We start from the raw sequence: 22986 nt of genomic DNA, 5'->3' as shown, positions 1-22986 counted from the left end.
TACCCGTACTTAACACGATTGGGTAGCCAGTGGTTCTGAAAACCTTCGGCTGGTCGTTCGCCGTCACGGCGCTCGGCCTCGCATTCGCCGCCTGGCAGTGGGGCTGGGAGGCGTTCGGGGTCGTACTGATCCTGTCGATCCTGGAGATCTCGCTGTCCTTCGACAACGCGGTCGTCAACGCCGGGATCCTCAAGAAGATGAACGCCTTCTGGCAGAAGATCTTCCTGACGATCGGCATCCTGATCGCGGTCTTCGGTATGCGGCTGGTCTTCCCCGTCGTCATCGTCGCCATCAGCGCCAAGGTCGGACCGATCGAGGCCGTCCAACTGGCCGTGGACAAGCCCGACCAGTACGAGGACCTCGTCACCGACGCGCACGCCGCGATCGCGGCCTTCGGCGGCATGTTCCTGCTGATGATCTTCCTCGACTTCATCTTCGAGGACCGCGACATCAAGTGGCTCGGCTGGCTGGAGCGCCCGCTCGCCAAGCTCGGCAAGGTCGACATGCTGTCGGTCTGCATCGCGCTGATCGTCCTGCTGATCACAGCGATCACCTTCGCCACCCAGGCACATACCAGTACCGGACACGCCGACAAGTCGGCGACCGTACTGCTCTCCGGCGTCGCCGGCCTCATCACGTACCTCGTGGTCGGCGGTCTCTCGGGCTACTTCGAGGACAAGCTGGAGGAAGAGGAGGAGCGCGAGCACGAGGAGGAGGAGAAGGCCAAGAAGGAGGGCAAGGAGGTCTCCGCGGTCGGCCTCGCGGGCAAGGCCGCCTTCTTCCTCTTCCTGTACCTGGAGGTCCTGGACGCGTCGTTCTCCTTCGACGGCGTGATCGGCGCCTTCGCCATCACCAACCAGATCTTCTGGATGGCGCTCGGCCTCGGCATCGGCGCCATGTACGTCCGGTCGCTCACGGTCTACCTGGTCCGCCAGGGCACCCTGGACGACTACGTGTACCTGGAGCACGGCGCCCACTACGCCATCGGCGCCCTCGCCGTGATCCTGCTCATCACCATCCAGCACGAGATCAACGAGATCATCACCGGCCTCGTCGGCGTGCTCCTGATCGCGGCCTCCTTCTGGTCCTCCGTCCGCCGCAACAAGGCGCTGGCGGCCGAGGGGGGAGCTGGCCCGGACGACAGGAAGACAGAGGTGTCGTCGGGCGTGTGACCCCGGGTGCGGTAGTGACACCGGGGCGGATGTGACAACCGTCCGGGTGTGACGACCCGGGCAATGAGGAACGCTCTGAGCGGGGCGGCCGGGACCTCCCGGCCGCCCCGTCGCGTATGCACGAGACGACCAGGCACTAGGGGTGGGGCATGGCTTTCTGGGACAACCTGTGGCGGAACAACGCGGCGCAGTTCGACTCCGGCAGCGCCGTGACGAACTCCATCGACCTGACCAAGCGGCGCCCGTCCGTCTCCCTGACCAAACAGGGCGCCGCCACCGGCAACCTGCGGGTCAACCTCTCCTGGCGCATGCGCACCTCCGACATCGAAGGCCGCTCCAAGCAGAGCGGCCGGCTGCTGCGCCACCCGTCCAAGCTCTTCAAGCCGGAAGTGGTCCAGGCGCACACCCAGGGCGTGGCCACCGTGGACCTCGACATCGGGTGCCTGTGGGAGATGGCCGACGGCAGCAAGGGCGTGGTGCAGCCGCTCGGAGGCTTCTTCGGGGACCTCAACTCGGCGCCGTTCGTGAAGCTCAGCGGCGACGACCGGTTCGGCGCGCCGTCCGGCGAGACGATCTTCGTCAACCTCGACCACCGCGACGAGATCAAACGGCTGCTGTTCTTCGTCTACATCTACGACCAGACGCCCGCGTTCGACCGTACGCACGCCACGATGACGCTCTACCCGAGCAACGGCCCGCGCATCGAGATAGAGCTCGACGAGCGGGCCCCGCAGGCGCGTTCGTGCGCCGTTTTCCTGCTGGAGAACGTCAAGGGCGAGCTGCTGGTACGGCGCGAGGTGCGGTTCGTGTACGGCTTCCAGGCCGAGCTGGACCGGCTCTACGGGTGGGGCATGCAGTGGGGGCGCGGCTTCAAGGCCGGCAAGACCTGATCCCGCACGGCCCCGGCGCGCACCCCGCGCACGCCCCTCAGGTCCGTACGAACTGCGGGCCCATCGGCGGCAGCCGGAAGTTCGGGTCCGGTGCGGGCGCCGCCGCGGCGGCCGGCTGCGGATAGCCGTACGCCGGCTGGGGCGCGGGCGCCGAGCCCGGCTGGGGGTAGCCGTAGGCGGGCCCGCCGGCGGGGGCCGCGGCCGGCTGCGGGTACCCGTACGCCGGTCCGGGCGCCGGCGGAGCCGGGGGAGCCGGGGGGACCGGCGGCACGCCGGGCACCGGAGGCGGGGACGGTACGGCCTGGGTCTCCTGGTCGTCGCCCGCCGCCGTCGGCTGCGCGGGCGAGTCGCTCCCCGCCGCATCCTCCTCATCGACGGAGATGCCGAACGCGGTCGCCAGACCGATGAGTCCCGTCGGGTAGCCCTGGCCCACCGCACGGAACTTCCAGCCGTCGCCGCGCCGGTACAGCTCACCGCAGATGATCGCGGTCTCCTCGCCGGTCTCCGCCTTCACCTCGAAGACGGCCAGCGGCTCCGCGCCGGAGCCCGCGCCGGTGTCGTACAGCAGGATCCGCAGGTCCCGCACGCGGTCGAAGGTGTCCCCGTCCGAGGACGCGGCGAGGACCACCTGGTCCACCGACGCGTCCAGCGCCGACACGTCCGCCTCGACCGTGTCGGTCAGCCCCTCCGCCACACGCTTCTTCGGCAGCCGCCTGACCAGGCCGGACGGATGCCGCGGCTGGTTGTAGAAGACGAAGTCCTCGTCCGAACGCACCCGCCCGTCGGTCCCGAGCAGCAGGGCCGAGGCATCCACGTCGGGGACCCCGGGGCCGGGGGTCCAGCACAGGACGGCCCGTACGGCCGCGGCGTCGAGCGGGACGTTCGAGCCCTTCAGCATGGCGTGCGTCATGCCCGCCATCCTGCCTGGCGGCCCGCGGACCGGACAACGCGGGGGGCGGGGGAGTGCGGAGGCGCGCGGGGGCGATAAGCAGACGAGTTACCTGAAGTTCATGACGGCGGGGAACCCGAGACACCTGTCTCTACGTACTATTACCGGCCACATGTCGTCGGAGCCCTAGGGCCGGTTCGGGGAGTTATATGCGTCATTTCGGGCACATCGCGCCCTCCGCCCGGGCCGGACTCTTCCACCGGGAGCCCTGCGAGTTCACCGCGGACTCCCCGGCGCGGGTCCTGGCGGCCGCCCTCGGGGCGACGCTCTACAGCCCCGCCACGCGGCCGCACCTCGCCGACGACGTGCTGAAGCAGGTGGGGCGCGGGGTCGTATCGATGGTGCTGTGCCTGGAGGATTCCATTGATGACGCGGAGGTGGAAGGGGCTGAGGAGAATCTCGTCCGGCAGCTCACCGACCTCCACGAGCGCGGCGCCGACACGCCCCTGCTCTTCATCCGGGTCCGCGAGCCCGCCCAGATCCACGACTTGGTACGGCGCCTCGGCGCAGCCGGGCGGCTGCTGTCCGGATTCGTACTGCCGAAGTTCACCGAGGAGCGCGGCGCGGCCTTCCTGGAGGCGCTCACGGACACCGAGACCGACACCGGACGGCGGCTTTTCGCCATGCCCGTCCTCGAATCGCCCGAGCTGCTCCACATGGAGACCCGCGCGGAGACCCTGACCGGCATCGGCCGCGTCATCGACAAGTACCGCGAGCGGGTCCTCGCGCTGCGGCTCGGCGTCACCGACTTCTGCTCCGCCTACGGGCTGCGCCGCTCGCCCGACATGACCGCGTACGACGTGCAGATCGTCGCGAGCGTGATCGGCGACGTGGTGAACGTGCTGGGCCGCTCCGACGGCACCGGGTTCACCATCACCGGCCCCGTCTGGGAGTATTTCCGGCTCGGCGAGCGCATGTTCAAGCCGCAACTGCGCCGCAGCCCCTTCATGGAACAGCGCGCCGACGAACTGCGCACCGCGCTGATCGAGCACGACCTGGACGGCCTGCTGCGCGAGATCGAACTGGACCGCGCCAACGGACTCATGGGCAAGACCTGCATCCACCCGTCGCACGTCATGCCGGTGCACGCCCTGTCCGTCGTCAGCCACGAGGAGTTCAGCGACGCCCAGGACATCCTCCGGCCGGAGCGCGGCGGCGGCGGAGTCCTGCGCTCCGCGTACACGAACAAGATGAACGAGGTGAAGCCGCACCGCGCGTGGGCCGAGCGGACCCTCCAGCGCGCCGAGGTCTTCGGCGTCGCGAAGGAGGACGTCGGCTTCGTGGAGCTGCTCACCGCCGGGATGGGCCTGTGACGGGGCCCCGGAAGGACAACGACGACGTGATGGTCTGGTCGGGCACGTGGGTCGCGGAGCGGCTGGGCGTCGAGCTGGTCGGTGACGCACCGCTGCGCGAGCTGCTGGGCCTGGCCCTGCGCCGCAACCCCAAGCGGGCGCACCTGCTGGTCTCCAACGTGCTCGGCAAGCACGTCCCGCAGAGCCCCCGCGTGGTCTGGCGCGCCGGGTACGACCTGGGCGTACGCGTCCGTGAGCTGCTCGGTCCCGCCGAGGCCCGGCGCGCGGTCGTCCTCGGGTACGCCGAGACCGCGACCGGCCTCGGGCACTCGGTCGCGGACGGGCTCGGCGTGGCGCCGTACCTGCACTCCACACGCCGGCCGGTCGCGGGCGTCGCCCCCGCGGGAGGCTTCGAGGAGTCCCACTCCCACGCCACCTCGCACCTGCTGCTCCCCGAGGACCCGATGCTGCTGGCCGGCCCCGGGCCGCTGGTGCTCGTCGACGACGAGTTCTCCACGGGCAACACCGTGCTCAACACCGTGCGCGCCCTCCACGCGCGCTATCCGCGCGACCGGTACGTCATCGTGGCGCTCGTCGACATGCGCGCGCCGGCCGACCGCGACCGCCTGACCGCCTTCGCCGCGGAGATCGGCGCCCGCGTGGACCTCGTCGCCCTCGCCTCCGGCAGGGTCCGCCTGCCGGACGGCGTCCTGGAGAAGGGCCAGGCGCTGGTGGCCCGGCACGAGTCCGCTGCCTCCGCCGCATCCTCTGCCTCCTCTGCCTCTGCCTCCTCCGCACGGCCGCCGGTGCCCGCCCCGCTGGCGGAGCCGGGGGATGCCGCGGCCGGGGCCGGGCGTCGGCCCGCGGACGCCCCGTCCGTGCGGCGGGTGGACCTCGCCTGGCCCGCCGGGGTCCCGGACGGGGGCCGCCACGGCTTCACCCCCGAGCACCGTGCCCGTCTCGACGCAGCGCTCCCCGCGATGGCCGAGCGCATCGCCGAGGCGCTCGCCCTGCCCGGCCCGCCCGGCACCGGCGGCCCCGCACAGCGCCCGGACGGCGGCCCGGAGGGCGATCTGCACGGCGAGCCGGGCGCCGCGCCGCCGCGAGTGCTCGTCCTCGGGTTCGAGGAGCTCATGTACGCGCCGCTCGCGCTCGGCGTCGCCCTGGAAGCACGCGGCGGAGCCGACGTCCGGTACTCCACGACCACCCGCTCGCCCGTCCTCGCCGTCGACGACCCCGGGTACGCCATACGCACCCGGCTCGTCTTCCCCGCCCACGACGACCCCGCGGACGGGCCGGGCGACCGGTACGCCTACAACGTCGCGGGCGCCGGCTTCGACGCGGTCGTCGCCGTGGTCGACTCCGTCGCCGACACCCCCGCCCTGCACGCCCCCGACGGACTGCTCGCCCGGCTCGCCGCGCACATACCGCACGTCGTCCTCGCCGTCGTACCGTCGTACGTTCCCGAACCCGGAAGGGTCCCCATGCTGTCCGAGCCGCTCCGTGGCCCAGCTTTCTCCTCGTACGCCCCGGAGGAAGTCGGCTGGCTCCTCCAGGACCTCTCCGACGTCGAGCTGGAGGCGCCCACCGAGGAGCGCGAGGAGGCGATCCAGAGCGGTGGCGCGCACTACGCCGAATCGCTGCCCGTCGAGTACCAGCCCTCCGCCCAGTACCAGGAGCTCTACCACGCGGCGCTGACCGCCTCGGCCGCCCGCATCGCCCGCGCCGTCGGCGCCGTCACCGAAACGGTCCTCGCCGAGCGCTCCCCCCGCCCGGTGCTGGTGTCGCTCGCCCGCGCCGGCACGCCCGTCGGGATCCTCATGCGCCGCTGGGCGCACCACCGCCACGGCCTCGACCTGCCCCACTACGCCGTGTCCATCGTGCGCGGCCGGGGCATCGACGCCAACGCCCTGCGCTGGCTCGCCGCCCACCACAACCCCGCCGACGTGGTCTTCGTCGACGGCTGGACCGGCAAGGGCGCCATCACCCGCGAACTGGCCGAGGCGCTCGAGGACTTCGAGGGCTTCCACCCGGAGATCGCCGTGCTCGCCGACCCCGGCTCCTGCGTGCGCACCTACGGCACCCGCGAGGACTTCCTCATCCCCTCCGCCTGCCTCAACTCCACCGTCTCCGGCCTGATATCGCGCACCGTCCTGCGCGCCGACCTCGTCGGCCCCGACGACTTCCACGGCGCCAAGTACTACCGGGAACTCGCCCACGCCGATGTGTCGGGCGACTTCCTCGACACCGTCGCCGCCCGCTTCGACGACGTCGCCGACGTCGTCGACGCCGACGTCAAGGAACTCCTCGCCACCGACCGCACCCCCACCTGGGCCGGCTGGGCCGCCGTCGAGCGCATCAGCGAGGAGTACGGCATCCACGACGTCAACCTGGTCAAGCCCGGCGTCGGCGAGACCACCCGCGTCCTGCTGCGCCGCGTCCCGTGGAAGATCCTCGCCCAGCGCGGCGCGGGCGCCGACCTCGACCACGTACGCCTCCTCGCCCAGCAGCGCGGGGTACCGGTCGAAGAGGTCGACGGCCTGCCGTACACCTGCGTCGGCCTGATCCACCCCCGGTACACGCGCGGGGCCACCGGCGCCGACGGCAAGGCGGTGACGCGGGGATGACCACCCTCATCGCCAGCGACCTCGACCGCACGCTCATCTACTCGCCGGCCGCCCTCGGCCTGACCATGCCCGACGCCGAGGCCCCGCGCCTGCTGTGCGTCGAGGTCTACCAGCACAAACCGCTGTCGTACCTGACCGAGGACGCGGCCGCGCTCCTCACCGAGCTGCCCCGCCACGCCGTCTTCGTACCGACCACCACGCGTACCCGGGAGCAGTACCACCGCATCCGGCTCCCCGGACCGCCGCCCGGCTTCGCCATCTGCGCCAACGGCGGACATCTGCTGGTCGACGGCGAGAGCGACCCCGGCTGGCAGCGCACCGTCGCCGGCCGCCTCGCCGACGAGTGCGCCACCCTGGAGGAGGTGCACCGTCACCTGCTGGCCGCCGCCGATCCCGCCTGGTTGCTCAAGGAACGCGTCGCCGAGGACCTCTTCGCCTACCTCGTCGTCGAGCGCGCCCTGCTCCCGGAGGGCTGGCTGAAGGAGCTCGCCGAGTGGGCCGAGGCCCGCGGCTGGACCGTCTCGCTCCAGGGCCGCAAGGTCTACGCCGTACCCAAACCCCTCACCAAGAGCGCCGCCATGCGGGAAGTCGCCCGCCGCAGCGGCTCCACCCACGTCCTCGCCGCCGGCGACTCCCTCCTCGACGCCGACCTGCTGCTCGCCGCCGACCGCGCCTGGCGCCCCGGCCACGGCGAACTCGCCGACACCGGCTGGAGCGCCCCCCACGTCGACGTGCTCGACGAGCGGGGCGTCATCGCGGGCGAGGAGATCCTGCGCCGCTTCCTCAGCTGCTCCGCCGAGCGCCCCTGCCCGGCCTGAGCAGCCGTACGGCCACGAAGACCACGACCGCACCCACGGCCACCGCCAGCACCGCCTTCGAGTACAGCGACACATAGCGGGTGACCTCCTCCCAGTTGTCCCCCAGCGCATAGCCGGCCAGCACGAAGGCGGTGTTCCAGATCGCGCTGCCGGCGGTCGTCAGCGCGAGGAACACGGGCAGCGGCATCCGCTCGATACCGGCCGGCACGGAGATCAGGGAACGGAAGATGGGCAGCATCCGCCCGAAGAACACCGCCTTCGTGCCGTGCCGCGCGAACCAAGCCTCCGTCCGCTCGATGTCGGCGACCTTCACCAGCGGGAGCTTCCCGGCGATGGCGACGGTACGGTCCCGGCCGAGCGCCGCCCCCACCCCGTACAGCGCGAGCGCCCCGATCACCGACCCGGCGGTGGTCCACAGCAGGGCGGCGAGCAGGCCGATCCTGCCGGTCGCGGAGGCGAAGCCCGCCAACGGCAGGATCACCTCGCTGGGGATCGGTGGGAAGAGGTTCTCCAGGGCGATGGCGATCCCGGCACCGGGCGCACCCAGCGTGTCCATGAGGCTGTTTATCCAGCGTTCCATGCCGCCCACGCTAGGGATGTGAGGCTGAAGAGACCCTGAAGGCAGCCGCACAGCAGGCCTGCGGTTTTCCGCAGTGCGCGCGAGCGTTGCGGTTGGCTAGCGTGGCCGGATCATGAGAGACGTCGTCGTGCGGTGGTCCCGGCAGGCCCTCGGCCTCGCACTCGGAACCCTGACCGCGGTGGTCGAGCTGCCCCTGGCGGTACTGCTCGCCCTGACGGGCGCGGCGCCGCGCCCGCTCCGGGCCCGGGCCGTACGCCTCGCCGCCGTGGAGCGGCGCCGGCTCGGCCGCTTCCACGGAGTACGCCTGTCCGGCGCGTACGAGGACGCGCGTGCCGTGCAGTACGTGGCGGCGCGCTGGCCGCTGGGCCTGCTGGGCGGAGTGGTCCTCGGCTGCGTCCTCATCGGCGCCGCGTACAGCACCTTCGTCCTCTACGGCTGGGCCATCACCGACGTCGAGCACCTGTGGGCGGTCGCCCTGACCGGTCTCGCGGGCCTACTTCTGCTCTTCCTCTCCGTCCAGGGCGTGCACGCGGTCGCCGCGCTGGAGGAACGGCTGGCCCGCCGGCTCCTCGGGCCCAGCCACCAGGACGAGCTGGAGCGGCGCATCGCTCACCTGGCGGCCAGCCGCGCCGGGGTCATGGACGCCGTCCACGACGAACGCCGCCGCATCGAACGGGACCTGCACGACGGCGTCCAGCAGCGTCTCGTCGCCCTCGGCATGCTGCTGGGCCGCGCCCGGCGCAGCCGTGACCCCGAGCGCGCCGGCCAACTGCTGCTCCAGGCACACGAGGAGAGCCGGCGGGCGCTCGCCGAACTGCGCGAGGTGGCGTGGCGGGTGTACCCGACCGTCCTGGACGAGGCCGGGCTGCGGGCGGCCCTGGAGTCGGTCGCGGAACGCTGCCCGCTGCCGGTGGCCCTGCAATACCGGGCCGGGCGCGAGGTGCCGAAACAAGTGGCGACGGCGGCCTACTTCGTCGTGTCGGAGGCGGTGACCAATGTGGTCAAGCACGCCGGGGCGACCCGTATCGAGATACGACTCGACGCACGACCCGGGACAGGGCTCGACCTACGCCCCGACGTACGACTCGGCTGTGAGGGGAAGGACGAGACGGTGACGGTGACGGTGACGGTGACGGACGACGGCGGCGGAGGCGCGGACCCGTCCGGCGGCGGGCTCGCCGGGCTCGCGAACCGGGTGGCGGCGCTGGACGGGCGGTTCACGGTGGCCAGCCCGCCCGGCGGACCGACGACCGTGACGGCAGTGCTCCCGGTCTACCACCCGGCGGTGCTGCCGTGCGAGTGATCCTGGCCGAGGACTCGACGCTGCTGCGGGAAGGGCTGGTACGGCTCCTCTCGGAGGAGGGGCACGACGTCCTCGCGGCGGTCGGCGATGCCGAGGACCTGCTGGCCGCCGTCGCGTCGACCCCGCCGGACGTCGTCGTCGCCGACGTCCGTATGCCGCCGACCCACACCGACGAGGGGCTGCGCGCCGCCCTGGAGATCCGGCGGCGGTGGCCCGGGACGGGTGTGCTCGTGCTGTCGCAGTACGTGGAGCGGCGGTACGCGACGGAGCTGCTGACCGGGGAGTCGGAAGGGGTCGGCTACCTGCTCAAGGACCGGGTGGCGCAGGTCGACGAGTTCCTCGACGCGCTGGAGCGGGTCGGGGCGGGGCAGGCCGCCTTCGATCCGGAGGTCGTCCGCCGCCTGCTGGCGCGCAGCACCCGCACGGATCCGCTGTCCCGCCTGACCGCCCGCGAACGTGACGTCCTGGCCGAAATGGCCCAGGGCCACACGAACGCGGCGATCGCGGCACGGCTGTACGTGTCGCAGAGCGCGGTCGAAAAACACATCAACGCGATCTTCGACAAGCTGGAGCTCAGCGGCACGGCGGGCTACAGCCGCCGCGTACTGGCGGTGCTGCGCTACCTCGGCGGCTAGACCCGTCCCTCTCGGGCCCGGCCGGCCCCCTTGACGCCCGGGTCCCGCGGGGAGGTCGGCCGGCCGCGGTCACCGTCGATGTCCCGGCCACCCTCGATGTGCCGGCCGCGCGATGTCCCGGCCGCCGTCACCACCGGGTCGCTGCGCCGCGCGCGTACGGCGTCAGCCGCAGCACCCCCCGCCGCAGCAGCCGCCACCGCCTCCCCCCGGCGCGGGTGCCGGCGCGCCTCCGCGCGACGCCGTACCACCGACGGCGACGGTCGACAGCAGCTTCACGGTGTCGTCGTGTCCGGCGGGGCACGCGGCGGGCGCGGACGACTCGGCCATGGGGCGGTTCAGCTCAAAGGTGTCGCCACAGGTGCGGCAGCGGTATTCGTAACGAGGCATGGCCCCAGATTAACGACGCGTGCGACCGTACAGGGCCCGGACAGCGACTCAGCCCCTGCGGGCCGCGCTCCCGCCGCGCTCCTCGCGGATGAGCTCCACCACGCGCGCCACGGTCCGCCGCACGGCCTCCGTCTCCTGCAGGAAGTGCCAGTAATCCGGGTGACGGCCCTCCAAGCCGCCGATGGCACGCTCCAGCCGGGCAACGCAGTCGTCGAGCGGGCGGGCATGGCGCGGGTCCGGGGTGTTGCGGCCGGCCATGGCGAGGCGCTGCGCGTCGCGGATGGCGAAACGGGTGCGCTGGATCTCCTGCTGCGGGTCCGCGGCGACGGCCTCCAGGCGCCGCAGCCGGTCCCCGGCTGCGGAGACGGCTTCGTCGGTGCTGTTCAGCAGCGCTCGTACGGTGGCGAGAAGGGCGGTCGCGTCGGCCCACCGCTGCTCGTCATGGGCTTTACCCGCTTCGCCCAGCCTCTCCTCGGCCTGGCGGACGTGCTGGGCGGCCTCCTCGGGCACGTGCTGGAGGTCCTGCCAGCAAGCGGCGGTGAAGCGGCGACGCAGCTCGCTGAGGACCGGCTCGACGGACGTGGCACGGTTGGCGAGCGCCTGAGCGCGGGTACGGAGGGACACGAGCCTCTTCGCCATTTCGGCGGCGCGCTCGGGCAGCCGCTCCGCCTCGATACGTATGGCTTCCGCTTCGCGTACGACCTGGTCGGCGCGTTGCAGCGTCTCGGTGACGCCGTGCCGGCCCGCGCCCTGGTTGAGCTTGGTGAGCTCGGGGGCGAGGGCGGCGAGCCGCGCCGCGAGATCGTCCGCTCGCAGACCGGAGCCGCGCACCACGTCGAGAGCATTGCTCGCGGAGAGGAGTGCCGCTCTCGCCCGCTCGACCGCAGGGGCCAGCCGCGACAGCTGTGTCTCCGCCTCCTCCAGCAGCGGCCCGAGGCCCCGCTCGAACCGGTCCAGCTCCCCCTTGACCCGTACCAGCTCGTCCTTGGCTCGCGTCAGCTCGGCCAGCGCCCGCCCGGCCGCCGCCGACTCCAGGTCGTCCCGGTCCAGGTCGTGCGCGTCGACGGCCGTGATGTACGCATGACTCGCCTCGTCGATGCGCCGCCCGAGCGCCGAGAAGTCGTCCGCCGCGCGCCGCGCGGCCGGCGACCCGTCCATGGCCGTGATCGTCTCGATCGAGATCCGCAGGTCGCGCTGCGCGGTGTCCAGCTCGTAGAACGCCGCGGCCGCCGCGTCCTTGGCTGCCTGCGCGTCGGCCCGCCGGCTCTCGCCGCGTCCACCGCCGAACCAGCGGCGCGTACCACCGCCGGCGAAGGCGGCCGGGGCGGCGGCGATCAGGAGCGGAACCGGCAGCAGCATCAGCGCGAGCACATCCGTCGCGTACCGCCGCGCATGTCTCGCCGTCACATCCACTCCCGTGCCGTGTCCGCCCTGCCCGGTCATTCTCCCACCAGGTAAGGACGAACACAGGGCCCGGTTAGTTCGCGTTGCGTATGGTGATCTCCCCGTTGTCGCTGCGCGCCGTGACGATGTGAGCGCTGCTCTTGTCGGTGGGCACGCCCACCTCGATCTCGCCGTTGTCGCTCTGCGTCTCGACGGCGTACGAGACCTTCCCGGTCGGCAGCTCGATGCTGATCTCCCCGTTGTCGCTCGTCGTGTCCACCCTGTCCGGCGCGGCCGTGAACCCGAGCCGCACCTCCCCGTTGTCGGACCGGGCTATGACGCTGCGGGACGCCGCCCGCTCCACGACGATCTCCCCGTTGCTGCTCTGCAGCTCCAGCGGCCCGCTCGCGTTCCGCACGACCACCTCGCCGTTGTCGGACCGCACCTTCAGCGCCGTACGGAATCCGTCGGCGGTCACGCTCCCGTTGTCGCCCGCCACGGTGAGGGCGACGCCGCGCGGCACCTTCACCTCGTGGCGCGCCTGGCAGTTGCTGATCATCCCGGTGCACCCGAGCCGCAGCGTGAGCTTCCCGTCCTCCAGCTGCCAGCTGGGCTCCGGCCCCTCACCCGCGACCACCCAGCCGTCGACCTGCCGGGTCACCTCCACGTCCTCCACATCGGCCGGGACCAGCACCAGGGCGGAGTCGTCCGAGTCGACGGTCAGCTTGTCCCCCTCGAACGCGAAGACCTTCTTCTCCGTCGGTGCCTCGGCCACATCGGTGCTCCCGCACCCACCGACCCCGACCGCGACGAGCACGGCTCCGCCGACGGCGAGGAGCGTACGGACACGACGACGAACACGGACTCCGGCCACGATGAACCCCCAGGTAGCGCTGTTACTGTCCCTCCACGCTACGTATCCACACCCTCGCCGCACGATCCGGCGGCCCACCGTCGCATGGTGGGGACAACCCCCCACTCGCGAGGCCCCGCCCCTTGGTTTGCAGGACCCACCGGTGGGCCATGTACGCTGTTGCCTCACTCCACGGGTGCGTAGCTCAGGGGTAGAGCGCTGCTCTTACAAAGCAGATGTCGGCGGTTCGAAACCGTCCGCGCCCACCAGCACAAAGGCCCCGGACCGATCATGGTCCGGGGCCTTTGACATCCACTTCTGACATCAACGGGGACGGTCGATCACGACCGGGGACGGCTCCTGAGCAGCCGATCCACGTGACTCACGGCCTCCCGCTGCGTGTCCTGGACGACGTGCGTGTACACGTTCATCGTCACGGCGATCTGGCTGTGCCCGAGGATCTCCATCACGACGCGGGGCGGGACGCCGGCGGCGGTCAGGAGCGTCGCCGTACCGTGCCGGGCGTCGTGCAGCCGGACGACGCGAAGGCCAGCGTTCTTCGCGACACGGGTGAACGAGCGGTAGAGGTTGCGCGGCTCGATGGGCTGGCCGGTGCGGGTGGTGAACACGTACCCGGTCTCCGTCCACTTCTCCCCGGCACGCTCGCGGGCGGCAGCCTGCTTGAGACGTTGCCACCGCAGGGGAGCGACGCAGATCGCCGGGAGGGGAAGCGTCTGCTTGCGACGGCGCCCCTTGGGATCGTCCTCGTACACCTCACCGGCCACCCGCTGCCGCTGCGTCCTGACCCGGATCTCCCGCTTGTCGAGGTCGACGTTCTCCCAGCGGAGGCCGACGACCTCCCCGCGACGAAAGCCGAGGGCGATGGCGAGCACGAAGGCGGCGTACAGCGGGTCCTTCCGGGCGGCGGCGAGGAAGTCGAGCGTCTCGTCCAGGGACCAGGGGGAGAGCTCCCGGGTGGTGACGGTCGGCGGCTCGACGAGCGTCGCGACGTTCCGGCTCACCAGCTCTTCACGGCAGGCGGCGGTGAGGGCGGTGCGCAGGACGCGGTGCGACTCCTTGGCCGTGGCGGCGCTGGTCTTCTTCTCCAACTGGACGAGGAAGCGCCGGACGTCGGCGACGGCGAGGGACTCTAGCCGCTTGGAGCCGAGCATCGGGACGAGGTAGAGCCGGACGTGCACCTCGTACTTGGCCGCGGTGGTCTTCTTGCGGCGCGGCTTGACGATGTTGTCCAGCCAGTACGGCAGCCACTCGGAGAGCTTCATCGAACGGGTCGGGACGGGAACGCCGTTGTCGACCTTGTCGAGGAGCGCGCGGCGCTTGGCGTCGCACTCGGCCCAGGTCTTGCCGTAGGCGAACTTCCGGGCCCGCGTGCCGTCGGGCTGGAGGACGTAGACGGCAGCCTGGTAGCGACCGTCTGCCCGCTTGGTGATCGTGCCGGCCCCGTTGGGGTTGCGCTTGCGAGGAGTGGCCATCAGGCAGCCTCCTCAATCTGGTTGTCGATGAAGTCCCGGACGGCTTCGGCGGGAACCCGGCGAGACCGGCCGATCGTGATGGAGATCAGTCGGCGAGAGCGGATGAGGTCGTAGACGGTCGAACGTCCGAGCTTGAGCCGCGCCATAACCTCAGGCACGGTCAGCAGTTCGGGGGCGGCGGTGGTCACGTTGCTGCTCCTTCCAGGGCGAGGTGGTCGTGCAGGGCTTCGCGGGCGGTCTCGCGATTGAGTGCGATGTCCCGGGCGATGGATGCGGCGAGGACGGCCTCTCCGGGGCTGTGACCCTGGCCGGCGTACTGCCAGGAGGCGAGGACGAGGACGGTGTCCGGCTCGATGTCGTCCAGCCCCCGTGCGGCGCGTTCCTGGGCGGCGCGGTACTCGGCGCGGGTCTGGCGGAGGTCGCCCAACGTGGTCGAGTACTGCCGGGACTTGGTGGAGAAGTGGCCCCGGAAGCCGAGCATGTGGGCCCAGGCGAGGAGGCGCCGGTCCGGGTAGAGCGGGTCGAGGTCGAAGCAGGCTTCCACCAGGCGCCGGGTGTGGTCGGGAACGCCGAGGAGGACCAGGGCCTCGCGGTTGCCGATGCGGCGGTCCAGGCTGCCGGTCGTCTCGGCGGCCTTTGTGGAGTACTTGGCGATGTAGGAGGCGACGGCCTGTTCGGTGATGTCGGAGCCGTCGCCGAAGGCCTTGACGGGCCGGATATCGAGCTGGGTGCCCCAGCGGAGACGGCGGGCGGGCTGGTCGCCGGCGGCGGGGACGGTGACGGTGGTGTACGTGTGCACGACAGCAGCCCGTAGCGAATTCGTCAGCAGCTCGGTTGTGGCCCAGGACGGCGGAGGGCTGTCGGGGCCATCCGGGCCGTCGACGCGGACGACGGCGTGAAAGTGGACCGCGCCGCGCTTCTGGAACTCCGCGACCTTCCCGTACGAAATCCGCGCGAGCTCCTTCAACTCCCGCTGGGAGAGGCCCGCGCCCGCGGCGATCTCGCGGCGAAGGCGATTCGTGAACCTCTGCCAGAGCTGCCCCGCGTGGTTGTTGAAGAGGACCGCGGCCGCGTAGTCGTACGTGTCGGGGTCGAGCGGAGTGCCGAGCGCGGGGTCGTCCTCGGCGTGGTGGGTGCCGCACCGGCAGGGGCGGTTGCCGGGCCTGTTGTGGACGGGGCCGAAGGAGGGCGCCGTGAGGGTCAGGAACACCCGGGGGTGGTCGCGTACGGCGGCGGGGATGTCACGGCGGTCGTCCCCGGCGAGGCCGGCGCGGATGAGGTGGAAGGTGTCCCCGGCGTAGGTCCAGGCGCAGGCGGGACAGCGGGAGGCCCGCCGGTTGCCGCAGGCGACCCGAAGCCGTCCGCCGGGTTCGGTGTCGGTGGAGTACCGGTGCAGGGTCTCGCCGGTGGTCTTGTCCTGAGTAAGGGTCCAGCCCTGGAGGTGGACGGGGTTGGAGCAGCCACCGGTGCGCTGGATCTGCTCCTTCCAGCGGTCGAAGCCGGTGGACCCGGCCACCCGGAGCATGTCGCCCAGGGTGGCCGAGTCCAGGCCCGCCGCAGTGAGAGCGGTGTCGTTCAAGAGGGTCACTTCCCGGCGCGGACGAGGGCGGAGGGGGCGGTGCGGTGGCCGGTGCCCTTGCAGACGGGGCAGGTGGCGGGGAGCGTCTGGCGTCGGCCGTCCGGGGTGGTGGTGCCGGTGGTGATGTGGACGACGGGGAAGCCGTCGCAGTGGGAGCAAACGCGCGTGGTCGGGGTCTGGGGCATCATGAGCTGTCCCTTTCGGGTCCGTTGGATCTGGGAGGGGTTCAGGCGCCCGGGGCGGCGGATGTTTGGCGACAGAGGCCGTCCCGGGGGCCGCTTAGCGTGTGTTGCGCCTGCCGTGGCCCTTGGCCGCGTACATCGAGGCGTCGGCGGCCGAGAGGGCGTCGGTGAGGGCCGGGACCGTGAGGTCCGTGCGGTGGCACTGGCCGACCGAGGCCGAGACCCGTAGGACGTGGCCGTGGTGGGTGACTGGCTGGTCCAGTGCGGTCTGGAGCGGCAGGAGCCCTGCGGTGCGGTCGGGGTCAGTGACGATGGCGGCGAACTCGTCTCCGCCGAGGCGGGCGGCGATGCCGTGGCGTCCGCACCAGGTGGTGAGCCGGTCGGCGGTGGCGGTGAGAACCGCGTCTCCGGCGGCGTGGCCGTGGGTGTCGTTGATGGCCTTGAAGTCGTCCAGGTCGACCAGGAGGACGACGGCGTTCGCGTTCTTGGCCATGAGGTGTTCGGCGCGAGCGGTCCATCCGGCGCGGGTGTGCAGACCGGTCAGGGGATCGCGGCGGGCGGTGGCCAGGCGGCGAAGGAGCAGACCGCCGTGCAGGGCCCAGCCCAGGGCCGGTAAGCCTGCGGCTGCGATCGTCTGGGCGTCCATGTGGGTCACCGGCCCTTCTGGAGGTCGCGGACGAGCAGCCGCAGGACCACGGCGCTCACGGCGACGGACGCGCCGGTGATGGCGACCGCGAGCAGCAGCGAGACGAGGACCGTGCCCACCAGGAGGACGAGTCCGGCGCCGCCGGCGACGACGGTGACGAGGCCGGTCGGGGTGAGGCGGATGGCCGGCACCTGGACGGCAGGCGTGGCCTGGGCGGGTGTCGGGGCGTGGCTGTGGTGGCAGGGCGTCGGCTCGATCGAGGTCGAGTCGGTCGGCTGGACGAGCGGGGCGACGATGCCGGTCGGCAGCGGGTTGACCGGAATGCGCGGACGGAACATGGCGGTTCTCCCTACTTGATCGTGCTGTCGATGAGCGGGGCGATGACGCTGTCGGAGAGGAGGTAGCCGCCGAGGAGGATCACGGCGATGAGCCACCAGGGCGGGCGGATCAACTTGATGCCGAGGGCGCCGACGACGATCAGGGCGAGCCAGAGCGGGACGTCCATGACGCGGTTCTCCTTCGGGTCAGCGAACGGTGCAGCGGTGGGTGCGGGCGGCGAGCTGGGCGGCGGAGGAGCTGGAGTAGTCGGCGGACCAGCCGCAGCGGTCGGCGGTGCAGACGGCGGCGTACTTGGTGCGGCGGTGGCGGTCGCGGTGGGTGCCGATCTGGACGGGGCCGATCCGCATCACGGAGTGGAAGCGGTCGCGGGCGGGCATCGCGTTCTCCTTTCAGGCGAGCTGGGCGGCGATGGCGTTGGCCATCGGGGGCGGGACGCCGAGGCGGGCGCGCAGGGTGTCGGCGTCAATCGGGTAGCCGGTGCGGGCGCGGTGGTCGTCGGCGACCTTGCGGGCGTGAGCGACGAGCGCCGGCGGTACAGCCACGGGGACGGGCTCCGGCTCGGGGGCAGCTTCCTCGGCAGGCTCGGGGCCGGGCTCCGGTTCCGGGGAAGGGAGGGCCGGGGCGGGAGCAACCTCCGGTTCCGGCTCGGCCACCGCGTCCCGCTCGATGACCGCTTCCACGGCCGGGGGATGCCCCGCCTCCGCGTCGGGTTCGGCGGGCGGATCGGCCGCCGGATGCCCAGGAGAGTGGACAAGGAGGGTGCCGCCGAGGAAGGCCAGGGCGGGCCACCCTGCGACGAGGATGCGCAGCCAGTCCGGTACGTCGGTGAGGTCGAGGAGCCCGGCAGTGGAGATGTTCGCGCCGAGAGACGCGGCCAGGGCCACGGTGAACCAGGTCCAGGCGGACCGAGCCGAAGTGCCGGCGGCCCGGAGGCTCCGGAGGCGGTTCCAGGCGGCGACGAGGAGGAGATCGACGGAGACCGGGTAGGCCCACGCCTTCCATCCGGTCTGTCCGGCGGCCTGGGCGAGGTCATGCAGATGGGCGAAGGACAGGGCACCGGCGATCACGGCTTGCACGAGGACGGCGTCCGGCCGGAGCGTGGGGCGCATCGCGGTTCCTCCTTTCCGGCATCAGGCAAGGGAGGGGTAGGGACGTGGCGTGAGGCGGTCACACCGGCCGTGGTGCGGGAACGGTCAGGCGGTCGCGGGGGCCGTCGCGACGGCGGGTGTCGCGGACTTCGCCAAGGGCGGCAGGACGGGCCGGAAGGCGTCCAGCACGGGGAGCCCCGGGGTCCGGTGGGCGTGGGCGTTACAGATGTTCACGGCCCGCCGCAGGGTGAGGTGCGGGGTGCGGATGCGGACCCAGCCGCCGGAGGAGTCGCCGACGACGGCGGTGCCGGGGCGGTCCGTGGGGATCTGGATCGTGGCGAGTACGGCGTCCGGCGAGATGTCACCGAAGGCCATGTTGGCGGACGTCTCGTCGTTGACGCGGTGAGCGGTACGGCCCGTGAGCTGGGCCCGGAGCATGGTGATCCCCTTGCCGAGTTCGGAACCGAAGCGCTGCCCGCAGATCTCCAGGTAGACGCCGGCGGCGCGGCCGAGCTGAGAGAGCCGGACGAGGGACGTGACGATCCTGTCCCGGCGCTTCTCCTCGTCCTTCGTGGCGAAGAGCGCGAGTTCGGCGACCTCATCGACCAGCAGGACGATCGGAGTCGGGCGGAGGCCGGCGGGCAGGTCCCAGATGTCGGCGGTGATCTCCGCGTCCGGGACGTCCGCGCTCAGCCTCTGCTCGCGCCGGATGAGCTGATAGACGTCCTCCATGTGCCGGACGAGAGCGTCGAGGAGGTCGGCTGCTGTGTCGGGGTTGTCGGCCAGAGCCGTGAACCTTCGCGCCAGCGGCGCGAGTTCGACACCTTGCTTGCAGTCGATGCCGACGAGGGCCACGTCGAGAGGCGCGAGGGCGGCGACGAGGTTGCGCTGGTAGACGGACTTGCCTGACTGAGTGGCGCCGACGTTCAGCGCGTGTGGGATCTGGCGGTAGTCGCGGTAGTAGACCTCTCCGTCCTCCCGCAGGGCGACTGGTACTCGCATCGTCCCGCCGCCGGGCAGTGCCGGCATCTGTACGCGCTTGAGGACGTCGTAGCCGGTCATCCGCAGTTCGACCACGCCGGAGCGGATCTCGCGGGTGGTGACGTTCCGCATGACGAACGAGTGCCGCAGCCGGTCGGAGGCGGCCGAGAAGTCGAACGCGTCCTGGCCCGGGCGGAGTTTCACCCGAAGCACCAGACCCGTACGTGTCGGCCGCAGCCGCAGAATCCGGGGGGAACGTGACTCGGGAATCGGCCGCCCGGTCAGGCGGGCCAGGGTGAGGCGCCAGCGCGAGGGCGGGACGGTCAGCCCGCATGCGTCCATGACGGACGAGTACCGGACCAGGACCCGCACGATCGCGAGACCGATGCCGAAGCTCAGCCAGTACCAGGCCGGACGCTGCCACCGCAGCAGCAGCGCGACGGTGGTGACCAGGACGAGAGCGACCGTTAAGGCGGTCATCGTCAGGCCGCCTTCGCAGCGGTGAGGGAGGTGACGGCGACGGCGCGGAAGCTGATCCCGTGGCGCTTCTGGCCGTTGAACTCGTTCTCCCACGGCCGGGCGACGACGCCGGTCAGGGCGACCGGGGTGCCCATCGTCAGCTCGCCGGAGATGCCGGTCTCGGGGACGGTCAGGTTCAGGATCTCCGCGTTCCCGTCCATGACGAACATGACGTCGATCGTCATCAGGGTCGCGCCGGTCTCACGGTCAGTGGCGACCTCTCCGGTCTGTCGGTTCGCCATCTTCGGGGTGGGGGGCTGGGCCACCATCACCATGGCCGTGGAGGTGTCGACGGGGATCTGACGCACAGCGGTTACTCCTCTATACAGGCTCGGCTTGTCCACTCCTGTATAGGAGTGACATGAAGAAGAGTGCAGCACTCCTGTACATGAGTCAACCCGCCGCGAAGAAGAAATCGCGGCGGGCTGATGGCAGTTGAGTCGGCGTCAGTCGGTGGCCGGGATGCGGTACTGGAAAACGAACTGGTCAGCGGCCATGAGGGTGTCGCAGACCTCGACCACGCGGTCTTCCTCGGTGACCGCGTTCCGAAGGAGGTGGATCACGGGAGCGCCAGGGCTCAGCGCGAGTTCCGATGCCTCCGCCTTGGTGGCCGGCCGGGCCTGAAGCGTCTCGACGAACTCGGCGAAGACGTGGCCGTGGTCTTCGAGGCGTGCGTAGATACCGCCGGGGCCTGGGTTCTCCTCGAACAGCTCGGGGATGTCCTTGACCACGTCCCACGGCAGGTAGGAAGAGGCCGTCTCCACCGGGGTGCCGTTCCGGAAGTACAGGCGGCGACGGGCGAGAACCTTCGTCCCGGCATCGAGGCCCAGTCGCTCGGCGACCTCGGCCGGCGCTTCCATGGGGCCGATGTAGAGGACGCTCACCTTCGCCGTGGCGCCGGACTGCTCGGACTCTGCGAGGTACGCGGCCTTGCCTCCACGGCGGTGCGAGGCGCGGAACCGGTCCGAGGAACGGAGCCGTACGGGCGGCCGGTCCTTCACGATCGAACCCTTGCCGTGCCGGGTCTCGACCAAGCCGCTTGCCCTGACCTCCACCATGGCCTTGCGGATCGTCCCGCCCGCGACGCCGTAACGATCGATGAGCTCAGACTCGCTCGGCACCATCTCGCCCGGCTTGAGGACGCCCGCGCGGATCTGCTGGACGATCTCATCGGCGATCTGAACGTACCGAGGTACCGCTCGACCACCTCCTACTGGAGTTCCCACGGTCCTCTTCACTCTCCTATGCTCCTGTACATGAGTAACAGCGCCCGCAAAGGCCAGTCAACGCCACTGCACTCCGTATCGGTGGCGGGAGCGGTCGTCCGGGAGGACGGGCGCCTCCTCGCGATCCGGCGAGCCGACAACGGGACGTGGGAGCTTCCGGGCGGCGTCCTCGAACTCACCGAGCCCCCGGAGGAGGGCGTCGTCCGCGAGGTCTGGGAAGAGACCGGCATCCGCGTCGAGGTGGACGAGCTGACCGGGGTCTACAAGAACACGACGCGGGGCATCGTCGCTCTGGTCTTCCGCTGCAAGCCCGCGGGCGGCGCCGAGCGAACGTCCGACGAGTCGACGGCGGTCGAGTGGCTGACGCCGGCCGAGGTCGAGGAGCGTATGGCCGAGGTCTTCGCGATCAGGTTGCTGGACGCCCTGGACGGGGCGGGGCCCCACGTGCGCAGCCACGACGGCCGCCGACTGATCACGCAGCCGTGACCGCGAAGCCGACGCGGATGTCCCGCGAGGAAGCGATTCCTCTCGTGCAGTGCCTCATGAACGCGGAGGCCTCCGAGGAGGAGGGGGACGACATCTTGGACAACCTAAGACGAGGCCTGGCCTGCCCGCACATCAGCGACTACATCTTCTGGGACTTCGATCCGGAGCTGACCGCCGAGAAGGTCGTCGACAGGGCACTGGCCTACAAGCCGATCGCCCTCTGAGGGCAGTGCGGTAAGACTTTCTCTACTTCATCAAGGCACGCACCGCCGCGCACGGCGCGGCAGCGCGCGGCCCGACGGCTCGGCCCGCACCCCTGTCTTCGCCCGGCGCGGCCCGGCCGCCGGCCGCACGCAAAGCGGCGAGGGGGATCGGGGGTGAACCCCGATGTGGCTGGGGCCGGTCGGCTCCACGGCTTTAGGCAGCCACCATGGGGCGAGCCTCGAAGATCGGGGGCCCACATCGGGCCTTAGCGGGCAGGTCCAGAGACTGCCCGAGTCGCGGGAAGCTTACGGGCCCCCGATCTCTCGCCCCATGGCAGCTCCCGCCCAAAGCCGCTCCACCGACCTCAGGCGACCCGTGCCCCCGGCGTGCCCGATCGGTCGGGGAAACAGGGGGAACGGCGGGTAGTCACAGGACGCGGCACACAGAGCGGCCCCTGACCATGTTGCCTGGTCAGGGGCCGTTTCACTGGCGGTGGGTGTGGGATTTGAACCCACGGTGACTCGCGCCACGACGGTTTTCGAGATCGCTAACTGGCGTGACCCGCCTATTGAGACTCCACCAACCTGTTGCACGCTAGGCTCAGCAGCTGGTCGCGCCGAACCCGGGGGCATGCATGAGCCAAGTTTCGCGGTTGCTTCAGTGTCCACAATGCGAGGAAGTGTCCATTCTTGACGAATGGGTCATACGTCGCGACGGGGCACCAGGCCAAGTTGGCCGCCCGGCTGACTTCAAGCTCTGGGGTTGCCTGGCGTGTGGACAGCCCCAACTCTGGTACGAGCCCGAAAATCAACGGTTGTGGCCCCCGGTCACCGCACTTGCTCCGGGCGTCCCAACATCGATAGCGCGCGAGATGGTGGAAGCGCGTGCATGCTTTGATGCGAACCTGTACACAGCAGCTGCCGTCATGGTCCGCCGCACGCTTGAAGGCATGTGCATCGACCAGGGCACGCAGAAAAAAGCCCTCTTCCAGGCACTCCAGGAGCTCCGCGATAACGGGAAGATCGAGGGCCGTCTCTTCGACTGGGCGCAGGCGTTGCGAGTGCTAGGCAACCAAGGCGCGCACTTCAGCGAGGAATCGGTGAGCCGGGAAGACGCAGCGGATGCATTGTCTCTTGCCGAGGCTCTACTGAACTACATCTACGTTTTCACAGCCAAGTACGAGGAGTTTCAGAAACGTAGGCAGGCGTCAGCAAACTGAGTTCTGACATCCACAGCTGACATCAACGACGCCAGACAGAGGCGTACGTCAGCGTCTCTGTCCGGCTACCGCGCCAGTCGACCGCAGCAGCCGGAACAGACTCGGATCGAACTTACAAAGCAGATGTCGGCGGTT

27 protein-coding genes and 2 tRNA genes are annotated in these 22986 nt (G+C 71.0%); 11 read left to right on the top strand and 18 right to left on the bottom strand.

Translation table 11 applies throughout. The features are described from left to right. Positions 1 to 29 precede the first annotated feature (29 nt). Positions 30 to 1172 carry a DUF475 domain-containing protein gene (locus tag IH00_RS0104870; protein ID WP_031069941.1) on the top strand — a complete coding sequence of 381 codons (1143 nt, stop codon included), beginning with the start codon at positions 30 to 32 and terminating at the stop codon, positions 1170 to 1172. Between the two features lie 149 nt (positions 1173 to 1321). Then, positions 1322 to 2062: a TerD family protein gene (locus IH00_RS0104865; RefSeq protein WP_031069939.1), complete on the top strand. Its 741-nt coding sequence runs from the start codon at positions 1322 to 1324 to the stop codon at positions 2060 to 2062. Between the two features lie 37 nt (positions 2063 to 2099). Here the strand turns inward: IH00_RS0104865 and IH00_RS0104860 are convergent, their stop codons facing one another. Then, positions 2100 to 2972 carry a TerD family protein gene (locus IH00_RS0104860; RefSeq protein WP_031069937.1) on the bottom strand — a complete coding sequence of 291 codons (873 nt, stop codon included), beginning with the start codon at positions 2970 to 2972 and terminating at the stop codon, positions 2100 to 2102. A 188-nt stretch (positions 2973 to 3160) separates the two neighbouring features. Here IH00_RS0104860 and IH00_RS0104855 point away from each other — a divergent pair, with 188 nt between their 5' ends. From IH00_RS0104855 to IH00_RS0104845, 3 genes are read left to right on the top strand one after another with little or no spacing between them, the layout of a single operon-like run. Further along, positions 3161 to 4324, top strand: coding sequence for an HpcH/HpaI aldolase/citrate lyase family protein (locus IH00_RS0104855; RefSeq protein ID WP_031069935.1), 1164 nt, complete (start codon positions 3161 to 3163; stop codon positions 4322 to 4324). Positions 4325 to 4353: 29 nt separating this feature from the next. Next, complete coding sequence (locus IH00_RS0104850) at positions 4354 to 6930, top strand: phosphoribosyltransferase (protein ID WP_031069933.1); 2577 nt, start codon at positions 4354 to 4356, stop codon at positions 6928 to 6930. Further along, positions 6927 to 7748, top strand: a complete 822-nt coding sequence (locus tag IH00_RS0104845) for an HAD family hydrolase (protein WP_031069931.1) — start codon at positions 6927 to 6929, stop codon at positions 7746 to 7748. Before IH00_RS0104850 ends, IH00_RS0104845 begins: the two co-directional genes overlap by 4 nt. Here IH00_RS0104845 and IH00_RS0104840 read toward each other — a convergent pair. Further along, positions 7714 to 8328, bottom strand: coding sequence for a DedA family protein (locus IH00_RS0104840; RefSeq protein WP_031069928.1), 615 nt, complete (start codon positions 8326 to 8328; stop codon positions 7714 to 7716). The two genes, IH00_RS0104845 and IH00_RS0104840, sit on opposite strands and share 35 nt — an antisense overlap. 112 nt (positions 8329 to 8440) lie before the next feature. Between IH00_RS0104840 and IH00_RS0104835 the strand changes: the two genes are divergently transcribed. Both IH00_RS0104835 and IH00_RS0104830 read left to right on the top strand, forming a co-directional pair. Continuing rightward, positions 8441 to 9631 carry a sensor histidine kinase gene (locus IH00_RS0104835; RefSeq protein ID WP_031069926.1) on the top strand — a complete coding sequence of 397 codons (1191 nt, stop codon included), beginning with the start codon at positions 8441 to 8443 and terminating at the stop codon, positions 9629 to 9631. Beyond that, positions 9622 to 10266: a response regulator transcription factor gene (locus IH00_RS0104830; protein WP_031069923.1), complete on the top strand. Its 645-nt coding sequence runs from the start codon at positions 9622 to 9624 to the stop codon at positions 10264 to 10266. Before IH00_RS0104835 ends, IH00_RS0104830 begins: the two co-directional genes overlap by 10 nt. A 162-nt stretch (positions 10267 to 10428) precedes the next feature. Here the strand turns inward: IH00_RS0104830 and IH00_RS39865 are convergent, their stop codons facing one another. The 3 genes from IH00_RS39865 to IH00_RS0104820 form a co-directional block, all read right to left on the bottom strand. Continuing rightward, positions 10429 to 10653 (bottom strand): FmdB family zinc ribbon protein, encoded by a 225-nt coding sequence (locus IH00_RS39865; RefSeq protein ID WP_039946233.1) that lies wholly within the window; start codon positions 10651 to 10653, stop codon positions 10429 to 10431. A gap of 48 nt (positions 10654 to 10701) precedes the next feature. After that, positions 10702 to 12012, bottom strand: a complete 1311-nt coding sequence (locus IH00_RS0104825) for a coiled-coil domain-containing protein (RefSeq protein ID WP_031069922.1) — start codon at positions 12010 to 12012, stop codon at positions 10702 to 10704. A 118-nt stretch (positions 12013 to 12130) separates the two neighbouring features. Then, positions 12131 to 12913: a DUF4097 family beta strand repeat-containing protein gene (locus IH00_RS0104820; RefSeq protein ID WP_078887587.1), complete on the bottom strand. Its 783-nt coding sequence runs from the start codon at positions 12911 to 12913 to the stop codon at positions 12131 to 12133. Between the two features lie 170 nt (positions 12914 to 13083). Here IH00_RS0104820 and IH00_RS0104815 point away from each other — a divergent pair. Continuing rightward, positions 13084 to 13158: transfer RNA gene (locus IH00_RS0104815), tRNA-Val, on the top strand. A 72-nt stretch (positions 13159 to 13230) separates the two neighbouring features. Here IH00_RS0104815 and IH00_RS0104810 read toward each other — a convergent pair. The 12 genes from IH00_RS0104810 to IH00_RS0104755 all read right to left on the bottom strand — a co-directional run bounded on the left by IH00_RS0104810 (position 13231) and on the right by IH00_RS0104755 (position 20942). Then, positions 13231 to 14382: a tyrosine-type recombinase/integrase gene (locus IH00_RS0104810; protein WP_031069918.1), complete on the bottom strand. Its 1152-nt coding sequence runs from the start codon at positions 14380 to 14382 to the stop codon at positions 13231 to 13233. Then, positions 14382 to 14570, bottom strand: a complete 189-nt coding sequence (locus tag IH00_RS0104805; RefSeq protein ID WP_031069916.1) for a helix-turn-helix domain-containing protein — start codon at positions 14568 to 14570, stop codon at positions 14382 to 14384. The genes IH00_RS0104810 and IH00_RS0104805 overlap by 1 nt, the downstream gene beginning before the upstream one ends. Then, complete coding sequence (gene repSA, locus IH00_RS0104800; RefSeq protein WP_031069914.1) at positions 14567 to 15961, bottom strand: replication initiator protein RepSA; 1395 nt, start codon at positions 15959 to 15961, stop codon at positions 14567 to 14569. The genes IH00_RS0104805 and repSA overlap by 4 nt, the downstream gene beginning before the upstream one ends. A gap of 5 nt (positions 15962 to 15966) precedes the next feature. Continuing rightward, positions 15967 to 16149: a hypothetical protein gene (locus tag IH00_RS0104795; protein ID WP_420710857.1), complete on the bottom strand. Its 183-nt coding sequence runs from the start codon at positions 16147 to 16149 to the stop codon at positions 15967 to 15969. Positions 16150 to 16240: 91 nt separating this feature from the next. Continuing rightward, the gene (locus IH00_RS0104790) at positions 16241 to 16789 is read right to left on the bottom strand and encodes a GGDEF domain-containing protein (protein ID WP_031069910.1); all 549 of its coding nucleotides are present in this window, start codon (positions 16787 to 16789) and stop codon (positions 16241 to 16243) included. Positions 16790 to 16794: 5 nt separating this feature from the next. Beyond that, positions 16795 to 17127, bottom strand: a complete 333-nt coding sequence (locus IH00_RS0104785) for a hypothetical protein (RefSeq protein ID WP_031069907.1) — start codon at positions 17125 to 17127, stop codon at positions 16795 to 16797. 11 nt (positions 17128 to 17138) lie between these two features. Then, positions 17139 to 17294, bottom strand: coding sequence for a hypothetical protein (locus IH00_RS43245; RefSeq protein WP_199819690.1), 156 nt, complete (start codon positions 17292 to 17294; stop codon positions 17139 to 17141). A 19-nt stretch (positions 17295 to 17313) separates the two neighbouring features. Beyond that, positions 17314 to 17505 (bottom strand): mobile element transfer protein, encoded by a 192-nt coding sequence (locus IH00_RS0104775; RefSeq protein WP_031069905.1) that lies wholly within the window; start codon positions 17503 to 17505, stop codon positions 17314 to 17316. Between the two features lie 12 nt (positions 17506 to 17517). Then, positions 17518 to 18237 (bottom strand): DUF2637 domain-containing protein, encoded by a 720-nt coding sequence (locus IH00_RS0104770; protein ID WP_031069903.1) that lies wholly within the window; start codon positions 18235 to 18237, stop codon positions 17518 to 17520. A gap of 84 nt (positions 18238 to 18321) precedes the next feature. Continuing rightward, on the bottom strand, positions 18322 to 19677 hold the full coding sequence (locus IH00_RS0104765; RefSeq protein WP_031069901.1) for an FtsK/SpoIIIE domain-containing protein: 1356 nt from the start codon (positions 19675 to 19677) through the stop codon (positions 18322 to 18324). A gap of 2 nt (positions 19678 to 19679) precedes the next feature. After that, positions 19680 to 20024, bottom strand: a complete 345-nt coding sequence (locus IH00_RS0104760; protein WP_031069899.1) for an SCO3933 family regulatory protein — start codon at positions 20022 to 20024, stop codon at positions 19680 to 19682. A gap of 138 nt (positions 20025 to 20162) precedes the next feature. Further along, positions 20163 to 20942 (bottom strand): GntR family transcriptional regulator, encoded by a 780-nt coding sequence (locus tag IH00_RS0104755; RefSeq protein WP_031069897.1) that lies wholly within the window; start codon positions 20940 to 20942, stop codon positions 20163 to 20165. Positions 20943 to 20960: 18 nt separating this feature from the next. Here IH00_RS0104755 and IH00_RS0104750 point away from each other — a divergent pair, with 18 nt between their 5' ends. Then, on the top strand, positions 20961 to 21428 hold the full coding sequence (locus IH00_RS0104750; protein WP_031069895.1) for an NUDIX hydrolase: 468 nt from the start codon (positions 20961 to 20963) through the stop codon (positions 21426 to 21428). Then, on the top strand, positions 21425 to 21652 hold the full coding sequence (locus IH00_RS0104745) for an e9imm peptide (protein ID WP_324615771.1): 228 nt from the start codon (positions 21425 to 21427) through the stop codon (positions 21650 to 21652). The genes IH00_RS0104750 and IH00_RS0104745 overlap by 4 nt, the downstream gene beginning before the upstream one ends. A 467-nt stretch (positions 21653 to 22119) precedes the next feature. Here the strand turns inward: IH00_RS0104745 and IH00_RS42600 are convergent. Continuing rightward, a tRNA-Ser gene (locus tag IH00_RS42600) sits at positions 22120 to 22217 on the bottom strand. Positions 22218 to 22311: 94 nt separating this feature from the next. Between IH00_RS42600 and IH00_RS39860 the strand changes: the two genes are divergently transcribed. Beyond that, positions 22312 to 22851, top strand: a complete 540-nt coding sequence (locus IH00_RS39860; RefSeq protein ID WP_158827666.1) for a DUF4145 domain-containing protein — start codon at positions 22312 to 22314, stop codon at positions 22849 to 22851. The last annotated feature ends 135 nt before the right edge of the window (positions 22852 to 22986 follow it).

This window comes from Streptomyces sp. NRRL S-118, assembly GCF_000716335.1.
GTDB lineage: Bacteria > Actinomycetota > Actinomycetes > Streptomycetales > Streptomycetaceae > Streptomyces.
Note: the sequence above shows the minus strand (reverse complement) of the source record. Positions and strands in the feature narration are given on the sequence as shown.

Excerpts from the sequence above, each read along its gene's own strand:
- IH00_RS0104865 (WP_031069939.1), top strand. The coding sequence starts at position 1,322 with ATGGCTTTCTGGGACAACCTGTGGCGGAACAACGCGGCGCAGTTCGAC.
- IH00_RS0104860 (WP_031069937.1), bottom strand. The coding sequence starts at position 2,972 with ATGACGCACGCCATGCTGAAGGGCTCGAACGTCCCGCTCGACGCCGCG.
- IH00_RS0104855 (WP_031069935.1), top strand. The coding sequence starts at position 3,161 with ATGCGTCATTTCGGGCACATCGCGCCCTCCGCCCGGGCCGGACTCTTC.
- IH00_RS0104850 (WP_031069933.1), top strand. The coding sequence starts at position 4,354 with ATGGTCTGGTCGGGCACGTGGGTCGCGGAGCGGCTGGGCGTCGAGCTG.
- IH00_RS0104845 (WP_031069931.1), top strand. The coding sequence starts at position 6,927 with ATGACCACCCTCATCGCCAGCGACCTCGACCGCACGCTCATCTACTCG.
- IH00_RS0104840 (WP_031069928.1), bottom strand. The coding sequence starts at position 8,328 with ATGGAACGCTGGATAAACAGCCTCATGGACACGCTGGGTGCGCCCGGT.
- IH00_RS0104835 (WP_031069926.1), top strand. The coding sequence starts at position 8,441 with ATGAGAGACGTCGTCGTGCGGTGGTCCCGGCAGGCCCTCGGCCTCGCA.
- IH00_RS39865 (WP_039946233.1), bottom strand. The coding sequence starts at position 10,653 with ATGCCTCGTTACGAATACCGCTGCCGCACCTGTGGCGACACCTTTGAG.
- IH00_RS0104825 (WP_031069922.1), bottom strand. The coding sequence starts at position 12,012 with ATGCTGCTGCCGGTTCCGCTCCTGATCGCCGCCGCCCCGGCCGCCTTC.
- IH00_RS0104810 (WP_031069918.1), bottom strand. The coding sequence starts at position 14,382 with ATGGCCACTCCTCGCAAGCGCAACCCCAACGGGGCCGGCACGATCACC.
- IH00_RS0104795 (WP_420710857.1), bottom strand. The coding sequence starts at position 16,149 with ATGATGCCCCAGACCCCGACCACGCGCGTTTGCTCCCACTGCGACGGC.
- IH00_RS0104790 (WP_031069910.1), bottom strand. The coding sequence starts at position 16,789 with ATGGACGCCCAGACGATCGCAGCCGCAGGCTTACCGGCCCTGGGCTGG.
- IH00_RS0104785 (WP_031069907.1), bottom strand. The coding sequence starts at position 17,127 with ATGTTCCGTCCGCGCATTCCGGTCAACCCGCTGCCGACCGGCATCGTC.
- IH00_RS43245 (WP_199819690.1), bottom strand. The coding sequence starts at position 17,294 with ATGGACGTCCCGCTCTGGCTCGCCCTGATCGTCGTCGGCGCCCTCGGC.
- IH00_RS0104775 (WP_031069905.1), bottom strand. The coding sequence starts at position 17,505 with ATGCCCGCCCGCGACCGCTTCCACTCCGTGATGCGGATCGGCCCCGTC.
- IH00_RS0104770 (WP_031069903.1), bottom strand. The coding sequence starts at position 18,237 with ATGCGCCCCACGCTCCGGCCGGACGCCGTCCTCGTGCAAGCCGTGATC.
- IH00_RS0104765 (WP_031069901.1), bottom strand. The coding sequence starts at position 19,677 with ATGACCGCCTTAACGGTCGCTCTCGTCCTGGTCACCACCGTCGCGCTG.
- IH00_RS0104750 (WP_031069895.1), top strand. The coding sequence starts at position 20,961 with ATGCTCCTGTACATGAGTAACAGCGCCCGCAAAGGCCAGTCAACGCCA.